Source organism: Streptomyces nanshensis, assembly GCF_001751255.1.
In the GTDB taxonomy this organism is placed as follows: domain Bacteria; phylum Actinomycetota; class Actinomycetes; order Streptomycetales; family Streptomycetaceae; genus Streptomyces; species Streptomyces nanshensis_A.
Genome location: NZ_LJGW01000680.1, coordinates 1 through 6285, shown reverse-complemented (window position 1 = coordinate 6285; position 6285 = coordinate 1). Strand labels below are relative to the sequence as shown.

Here is a 6285-nt window from a genome sequence, read left to right as displayed (position 1 = left end):
CGGCCCGCAGCAGGCGCCCGGTGCCGTCGCGACCGCGACCGCGCCGCCGCAGGCCGCCTTCCACGGCGGGCCCCAGGGCGCACCGGCCCCCGGCAACGGCTACACCTCGCCCATCCCCGTCACGCGGACGCACCTCGGCCACGCGATCGTCTCGGAGTGGACGAAGATCCGTTCCGTGCGCTCCACGGTGTGGACGCTCAGCGTGATGTTCGCCCTCGTCGTCGGCATCGGTCTGCTGACCGCGCTCGGCCTCAGCGGTACCGACTTCGTGGGGATGCCGCTGCTCGCCCCCGGCCTCTTCGGGCTGATGCTCGGACAGATCTGCGTCATCACGCTGGGCGTGCTGGTCGTCACGTCCGAGTACGGCACCGGCATGATCCGTACGACCATGACCGCGTGCCCCAAGCGCGGACGCGTGCTCGTCGCGAAGTCGCTGATCTTCTTCCTGCTGGCCTTCGTCATGACGACGGCCGCCTGCTCGATCACCGCGCTCATCAACTCCACGATGCTCAGCGGCCAGAAGGTCCCCGCGTACGCCGAGAAGGTGGACGCCCTGAAGGACTCCGTGGAGAACGGCGAACTGGTCGCCGACGGCAGCCAGTGGCTCGGCGCCACCGTCGGCGCGGGTCTGTACGTCGCGCTGCTGGGCCTGCTGGCGCTGGCGGTCGGCGCCCTGCTGCGGCACTCGGCCGGTGCCATCACGACGATGATGGGGCTGGTGCTGCTGCCGCTGGTGCTCGCGCTGTTCATGGTGGGCGAGACGCTGGAGAAGGTGCGCGAGGTGCTCATGGAGTACTCGCCCCTCAACGGTCTCGCGTCGCTGTACCGCATCCCCATGTCGGACGACCAGACCGCGACGGGCTGGCCGCTGCTGGGCATCCTCGCCATCGTGACGGCGGTCACCCTGACCTGCGCGTACCTCCTGCTCAACCGCCGGGACGTGTGACGGCGCGGGGCCGCGAGCGAGGGCGCACACCGCGTACGCGCCCGCTCCCGGCCCCGTCCGTACCCGCCCGTGCCCACTCGCACCCGACCGTGCCCGACCGTGCCCGCACCCGCCGCCGTCTGCCCTCCTCCCACGCGTAAACCCGCGCGAGAAGGGCACTGGTCCCGCGCGATCCGAGGACCCCGCGTGGACGGAGGACGGCGATGGGTGTGCGCACCTGGCTGGAGAGCTGGCCCGTGTACCGGCAGCTCACGGGGGACGATCCGCTGGGGCGCGGCGCCGCCGCCTCCTCCGCGTACACCCGCGGACTGAGCCCGCGCACCGAGGACGCGGACGAGATCGTCAAGTCGGTCTGCCCGTACTGCGCCGTCGGCTGCGGCCAGAACGTCTACGTCAAGGACGGCGAGGTCGTCCAGATCGAGGGCGACCCGGACTCCCCCGTCAGCCGCGGCCGGCTGTGCCCCAAAGGCGCGGCGACCCTCCAGCTCACCACCGGCGACGCCCGCCGCCACGAGGTGCTCTACCGGCGCCCGTACGGGACGGAGTGGGAGCGGCTGGATCTGGAGACCGCCATGGACATGGTGGCGGAGCGGGTGATCCGCACCCGCCGGGAGACCTGGCAGTGGGAGCACGAGGGACTGCGCGTCAACCGCACGCTCGGGCTGGCCTCGCTGGGCGGCGCGGCCCTCGACAACGAAGAGAACTACCTGATCAAGAAGTTGTTCACGGCGCTGGGCGTGGTCCAGGTCGAGAACCAGGCGCGGGTCTGCCACAGTTCGACGGTCGCCGGGCTCGGCACGTCCTTCGGCCGCGGCGGCGCCACCACCTTCCTGCAGGACCTTCAGAACTCCGACTGCATCGTCATCGAGGGCTCCAACTTCGCGGAGGCGCACCCCGTCGGCTTCCAGTGGGTGATGGAGGCCAAGGCGCGCGGCGCCAAAGTGATCCACGTCGATCCGCGCTTCACACGGACGAGTGCCCTGGCCGATCTGTACGTGCCGATCCGCGCGGGCACCGACATCGCCTTCCTCGGCGGCATCGTCAACCACGTCCTCAGCACCGGCTCGGACTTCCGCGAGTACGTCCTCGACTACACCAACGCGGCCACGATCGTCAGCGAGGACTTCCAGGACACCGAGGACCTCGACGGCCTCTTCTCCGGGCTCAGCCCTGACTCCCGCCGCTACGACATGCAGTCCTGGCAGTACGAGGGCGGCGGCACCATACAGGCCGCGTCCGGGGACCGTGACGCGCTCTACGACGAGCGCGTCCAGGGCTCCCGCGCCCCGGCCGGCTCCGGCAAGGCGGAGACGGCCGGCTCCGGCGGGCCCGGCCTCAAGGGCGAGGCCGAGTCCCGTCAGGACCGCACGCTGACGGATCCGCGCTGCGTCTACCAGATCCTCAAGCGGCATTTCTCGCGCTACACCCCGGAGACGGTCGAGGAGACCTGCGGCATCCCGCGGGAGACGTTCCTTGAGGTGTGCCGGGCGCTCGTGGAGAACTCCGGCCCGGACCGCACCAGCGAGTTCTGCTACGCGGTGGGCTGGACGCAGCACACCGTCGGCGCCCAGTACATCCGTACCGCCTGCATCCTCCAGCTTCTGCTGGGCAACATCGGCCGCCCCGGCGGCGGCATCCAGGCGCTGCGCGGCCACGCCAGCATCCAGGGCTCCAGCGACATCCCCACGCTGTTCAACCTGCTGCCCGGCTACATCCCGATGCCGCACGCGCACGAGAACGAGGACCTGGAGACGTTCGTCGAGGCGGTACGGGCCGACAAGGGCTTCTGGGGCGAGATGCGCTCCTACCTCGTCAGCCTGCTCAAGGCGTACTGGGGCGACGCCGCCACCGTCGGCAACGACTACTGCTTCGACCATCTGCCCCGGCTCACCGGCTCGCACAGCACGTACGACACCGTGCTCAACCAGCTCGACGGCGTGTGCAAGGGCTACTTCCTCATGGGGGAGAACCCGGCCGTCGGGTCCGCCAACTCCCGTATGCAGCGCCTGGGAATGGCCTCGCTGGAGTGGCAGGTCGTACGGGACTTCTCGCTCGTGGAGTCGGCGACGTGGTGGAAGGACGGCCCGGAGATCGAGAGCGGCGAGCTGCGTACGGAGGAGATCGGCACCGAGGTCTTCTTCTTCCCCGCGGCCTCGCACACCGAGAAGGCCGGCTCGTTCACCAACACCAACCGGTATGTGCAGTGGCACCACGCGGCGAAGGAGCCGGACGGCGAGGCGCGCAGCGACCTGTGGTTCGTCTACCACCTCGGCAGGCGCATCCGGGAGCGGCTGAAGGACTCCGCCGACCCGATGGACCGTGCCGTACTCGACCTCGCCTGGGACTACCCGACGGAGGGCGCGCTGCGCGAGCCGAGCGCCGAGGCCGTGCTCGCCGAGATCAACGGCCGCGACGCGGACGGCCGCCCCCTCAGCCGCTATCAGCAGCTCAAGGACGACGGTTCGACGTCGTGCGGCTGCTGGATCTACTGCGGTGTGCGGGCGGACGGCGTCAACCAGGCCGCGCGCCGCAAGCCGCACACCGAGCAGGACTGGATCGCCGCCGAGTGGGCCTGGGCCTGGCCCGCCAACCGCCGCATCCTGTACAACCGCGCGTCCGCCGACCCGGACGGCGACCCGTGGAGCCCGCGCAAGGCGCTGGTGTGGTGGGACGCGGAGCAGGGCCGCTGGACCGGGCACGACAACCCGGACTTCGTCGCGGACCGGCCGCCGTCCTTCCGTCCCGAGCCGGGGGCGACGGGCCCGGACGCGCTCAGCGGCGTCGACCCGTTCATCATGCAGGCCGACGGCAAGGGCTGGCTCTACGCGCCGGCGGGGCTCCTCGACGGTCCGCTGCCCACGCACTACGAGCCGCAGGACTCCCCCGTCGCCAACCCGCTCTACGGGCAGCAGCGCAGCCCCGTGCGGCAGATCTTCGCGGACGGGCACAACCGCTACCACCCCAGCGGCAAGGAGCCGGGCAGCGGCGTCTTTCCGTACGTGGTGACGACGTACCGCCTCACCGAGCACTTCACCGGCGGCGGCATGACCCGCTGGTCGCCGTATCTCGCGGAGCTCCAGCCGGAGTTCTTCTGCGAGGTCTCGCCCCAACTGGCCGCCGAGCGGGGCCTGGAGCACACGGGCTGGGCGACGATCGTCACCGCGCGCGGCGCGGTCGAGGCGCGGGTGCTGGTGACGGAGCGGATGTCTCCGGTACGGGCGGGCGGCCGTACGGTCCACCAGATCGGGCTGCCGTACCACTGGGGGCCCAACGGCTACTCGACGGGCGACTCCGCGAACGAGCTGACGTCCATCGCGCTCGACCCGAACGTGCACATCCAGGAGGTCAAGGCGCTCACCGCGGACATCCGCCCCGGGCGGCGCCCCCGCGGCCCCGACCTGCCGCGGCTGCTGGAGGAGTACCGCGCACGCGGCGGCATCGGCGAGGCGACGGGAATGGAGGTGCGGGGATGAGCTCGCTCATCGGACGCAATCTGCTGGCGGGCCCTGGTGACACCCCCCGGCCGCCAGGCTCGGGGGGAGACCCGGCCGGGGACGCCGGGTACGGCGGCGACGGCGAACACCCGCCCCGCATGGGCTTCTTCACCGACACCTCGGTCTGCATCGGCTGCAAGGCGTGCGAGGTCGCGTGCAAGGAGTGGAACACCATCCCGGAGGACGGGCTCGACCTCACCGGGATGAGCTACGACAACTCCGGCGGCCTGGGCGCCTCGACGTGGCGGCACGTGGCGTTCATCGAGCAGACCAAGCCGGTCGGGCACGCGCACGCGGACGTCGACCACAGCCACGTCGACGTCCTCGCCCTGGCCGCGCAGGGGTCGGACACACCGCCCGGGGACGCAGCGATCACGCCGACGACGCCGGGCACGGAACGGACGGGCACGGGCCACGGCGCCGGGGCTGGGGACGCGGACGGGAACGGGGACGGGCGCGGCGAGCTGCGCTGGCTGATGTCCTCCGACGTCTGCAAGCACTGCACGCACGCGGCCTGCCTCGACGTGTGCCCGACCGGTTCCCTCTTCCGTACGGAGTTCGGCACCGTCGTCGTCCAGGAGGACATCTGCAACGGCTGCGGCTACTGCGTACCGGCCTGCCCGTACGGCGTCATCGAGCAACGGCCGCACGACGGGCGGGCGTTCAAGTGCACGATGTGCTATGACCGGCTCGGCGCCGGACAGGAGCCGGCCTGCGCGAAGGCGTGCCCCACGGACTCCATCCAGTTCGGGCCGCTGGAGGAGCTGCGGGTGCGGGCGCAGGAGCGCGTCGACCAGCTCCGCGAGGCGGGCGTGAGCGACGCACGGCTCTACGGCCACGATCCCGAGGACGGCGTCGGCGGCGACGGCGCGTTCTTCCTGCTGCTGGACGAGCCCGAGGTCTACGGGCTGCCGCCCGACCCGCAGGTCACCACCCGCGATCTGCCCGCCATGTGGCGGCACGCGGGAGCGGCGGCGCTGACGCTGCTCGGCGGACTGGCCGCCGTCTTCGCGGCGCACGGCCGCAACTCCGCACCGGCGAGGAGGTTCTGGCGATGAGCGGCGAGACCCCCGGCGGCGGAGCCCGCGGGCACGGGAGGGGCATGAGCGGCAACGGGCACAGGCAGGGCTACAGGCCCGGCGAGATCTACGGAAACCCCGCGGAGGAACGGGAGTCGGGAAGCGTCGCCGACGTCACGAAGGAGGGGCTGCGCGGCGTACGTCCCGGACGTGCGGCCCTGGTGGGCGGCCAGGATCTGACGGGACGGTCCACGGGCGGGTCCGCTCGCGGGCCGCGGGAGGGGAACGGCCGCAAGGAGCGGCGGGAGCGGGAGCGGCGTCCCGGGCCGTCCGGCGGCAAGGGCAGGGGCAGGCACCGCGCGGGCGGCAGGCGGCGCGGCAAGGGCGAGCAGACGGTGGTGCCCGACGCCGAGTTCACCTCGTACTACGGCAGGCCCGTGCTCAACCGGCCCGCCTGGCAGCCGGTGAACATCGCCGGCTACTTCTTCCTCGGCGGACTGGCCGGTGCCGGTTCGGTGCTCGCGGCAGGCGCGGAGCTGACCCGGCGCCCCGTCATGGCCCGCGCCGCGAAGACCGCGTCGGCGCTGGGCGTCGCCGGGTCGACGGCAGCGCTCATCCACGACCTCGGCCGTCCGGGCCGGTTCGTCAACATGCTCCGGGTGTTCAAGCCGACGTCTCCCATGAGCGTCGGTTCGTGGCTGCTCGCGGCGTACGGACCGGCCGCGGGCACGGCCGCCCTGTGCGACCTCGGCGGACGGCTGCCGCGCGTGGGCCGCGCCGCCACCCTCGGTGCGGCGCTGCTCGGTCCGGCGGTCGCCTCGTACAC

Annotated in this window: 4 protein-coding genes; all 4 read left to right on the top strand. The window is 72.3% G+C overall.

Annotation, left to right across the window (positions count from 1 at the left end):
* Positions 1 to 946, top strand: a 946-nt coding sequence (locus AN218_RS31615; protein WP_420856042.1) for an ABC transporter permease, incomplete at its 5' end; no start/stop codon positions are given.
* A 203-nt stretch (positions 947 to 1149) separates the two neighbouring features.
* Positions 1150 to 4419, top strand: a complete 3270-nt coding sequence (gene fdh / locus AN218_RS31610; protein ID WP_070020456.1) for a formate dehydrogenase — start codon at positions 1150 to 1152, stop codon at positions 4417 to 4419.
* Positions 4416 to 5498 carry a 4Fe-4S dicluster domain-containing protein gene (locus AN218_RS31605; RefSeq protein WP_079132799.1) on the top strand — a complete coding sequence of 361 codons (1083 nt, stop codon included), beginning with the start codon at positions 4416 to 4418 and terminating at the stop codon, positions 5496 to 5498. Before fdh ends, AN218_RS31605 begins: the two co-directional genes overlap by 4 nt.
* Positions 5495 to 6285: NrfD/PsrC family molybdoenzyme membrane anchor subunit (gene nrfD, locus AN218_RS34990; RefSeq protein ID WP_244900882.1), on the top strand; the 791-nt coding region annotated here is incomplete at its 3' end. The genes AN218_RS31605 and nrfD, both read left to right, overlap by 4 nt.